Annotated in this window: 2 protein-coding genes; one reads left to right on the top strand and one right to left on the bottom strand. The window is 39.9% G+C overall.

Going from position 1 to position 2379, the window contains the following annotated elements; genetic code table 11:
* Nucleotides 1-704: 704 nt before the first annotated feature.
* Nucleotides 705-1925 (top strand): group II intron reverse transcriptase/maturase, encoded by a 1221-nt coding sequence (gene ltrA / locus K2Y18_02835; GenBank protein ID MBX9804672.1) that lies wholly within the window; start codon nt 705-707, stop codon nt 1923-1925.
* 194 nt (nt 1926-2119) lie between these two features.
* On the opposite strand, the gene K2Y18_02830 is transcribed toward ltrA, so the two are convergent.
* A partial coding sequence (locus tag K2Y18_02830; GenBank protein MBX9804671.1) for a YjbH domain-containing protein occupies nt 2120-2379 on the bottom strand: 260 nt, incomplete at its 5' end.

Below are 2379 nucleotides of genomic sequence, written 5' to 3'. Positions count from 1 at the left end.
TTTCATTTAATCTTTGCGTCTTAGCGTCTTCGCGCCTTTGCGTTTAATTTTTTTCTGCCTTAAAAAATTATAAAACGAACAATGATTTTTTTGCCCCTATTGATTAAAAGAATGTGTCGCTAGAAAAGCGAAAGAAGACTTTCTCACTCCAAACGCTTCGGTGCGCTACGATAAACTGATGCTAAAAAAAAATAGCAATCAGCTAACTGTTCAATTAGATGAGGGAAGGCCCCTTAAATCACTCTTCAGGGAGGGGTTTAAATCACCTTAAGCTGCAATAGTTAAGAGCTATATGTGGTGAGCATTAAGGAAAAGGCTCAACTAAGATTGAGTCAGATGAGTGTCAAGGAGATGAATGTAAATGAACCATTGATGAGGTGTCGAAATTTGTAGGATGATGTCGAAATTAGCCTTCCGAAGCAAGGCTAAGAAGAGCTCGAAGGAAAACCTGATTACTGTTCGAGTGGCATCCGGCATAGAGATGGCATGAACTTGACACATGGCTGTTGAACGGAACGTAGGAACCTAGCTTTTGATGTTAAGAGAAAAGCCCAAGTGAAAGAATCATAAGGGTGAAAGTATCGATGCGAAAGATAGGGGCGGAACAACTCGTAGTAGTGTTGAATCTTCTGTAAAGGAAGGGAAGCGAAGGGGTTGTATCATTCAGCCAAACTTGTATGACAATTGAAAATCAAGAGGAACATATGAGCCAGGCAAAATCATTTAAAATTTCGAAGTACGCCATTTTAAAGGCCTATGAACGGGTCAAAGCAAACAAAGGATCAGAAGGCATAGACGGAGTTACGATAAAAGATTTTGAAGAAAATCTTCAAGATAATCTCTACAAAATCTGGAATCGTATGTCCTCAGGAACATACTTTCCTCCACCTGTGCGAACGGTAGAAATACCAAAATCGGACGGAAAAAAGAGGAAGCTTGGCATACCAACTGTGGGGGATAGAATTGCGCAGATGGTTGTAAAAATGTATCTTGAACCTGATTTAGATCCATGTTTCCATCCGAACTCTTATGGATATAGGCCGAACAAATCAGCCAAAGATGCCATTGGAGTAGCGAGAAAGAAATGCTGGGATTATGACTGGGTTATAGATTTAGATATCAAAGGATTCTTTGATAATATGGATCATGACTTAGTCATGAAAGCTCTTAATAGACATACAGATTGCAAATGGATACTATTGTATGTAGAAAGATGGCTAAAAGCTCCAGCCATGCTGGAAGACGGAACCATTAGTCCACGAACAAAAGGAACCCCTCAAGGAGGGGTTATAAGCCCTATTTTAGCAAATTTGTTTATGCATTATGCATTTGACGAGTGGATGAGAATGAAATACCCCTTGAACCCGTTCGAAAGGTATGCCGACGACATAGTCATACATTGTAAGACAGAAGAAGAAGCTGAGAAGCTACTCACAAATATCAAAAGTCGTCTTATGGAATGTAATCTAGAAGTACATCCCATAAAGACGAAGATTGTATACTGCAAAGATGATGACAGAAATGGAGAATTTCCTAATATCAAATTCGACTTTCTCGGGTACACATTTAAGATGAGAGATGCAAAGAATAAGATGGGAAAATTGTTCATGGGTTTTCTACCAGCGGTTAGTGATAAAGCAGCTACGAAAATTAGAGAGAAATTAGTAGAACTGAAAATACATAGTGCTACAGATAAATCTCTGAATGAAATTGCTGAAGAATGCAATCCAATCATCAGAGGATGGATGAATTACTACGGTAAATTTTACAAATCAGCTTTAGACAAAGTTTTAGAAAGTATAAATGACAGGTTAGTCAAATGGGCGACGAAGAAATTTAAGAGATTTCATGGCAGTATTAAGCAGGCAGGTAAATGGATTTCGATGATTCAACAAAGAGATCCAAAATTATTTGCACACTGGTAGCTGAAATATAAATGATTGAATGATAAGAGCCGTATGAAGCGAGAGTTTCACGTACGGATCTGTGAGAGCCCGAAGGTGAAACTCCTACGGGCTACTCGACCGATTTCATCACTATTCTTTTGTTGCTTTTCTTGGTGCCTTGAACCTTGACCGGGAAAGTGGACGATGACAATTAATCGACTTGTTTATCTATTTCATTGCCGTTCTTGATTGATCAGCTCATAGAGCTCGGTGCCTGAATAGGCGCTTGCGCCCACGTCACGCAGCCAGGCAGACATGCCATAACCCCAACGGGTGCGTGTGGAACGGGTGTAGAAGATATCAAGGGGTACAGAGAAGAAAATCCCCTTATCATAGTAGGTTTGGTTGTTGATGATGTCATGGCCATTGGTATAGGTATACCAAAAACCTAAACGCAAGCCACTCGGAAAATACCGTGATATTTCTGTGCGGA

Source organism: Alphaproteobacteria bacterium (assembly GCA_019746225.1).
Lineage (GTDB): Bacteria > Pseudomonadota > Alphaproteobacteria > Paracaedibacterales > VGCI01 > VGCI01.
Note: the sequence above shows the minus strand (reverse complement) of the source record. Positions and strands in the feature narration are given on the sequence as shown.

Excerpts from the sequence above, each read along its gene's own strand:
- ltrA (MBX9804672.1), top strand. The coding sequence starts at position 705 with ATGAGCCAGGCAAAATCATTTAAAATTTCGAAGTACGCCATTTTAAAG.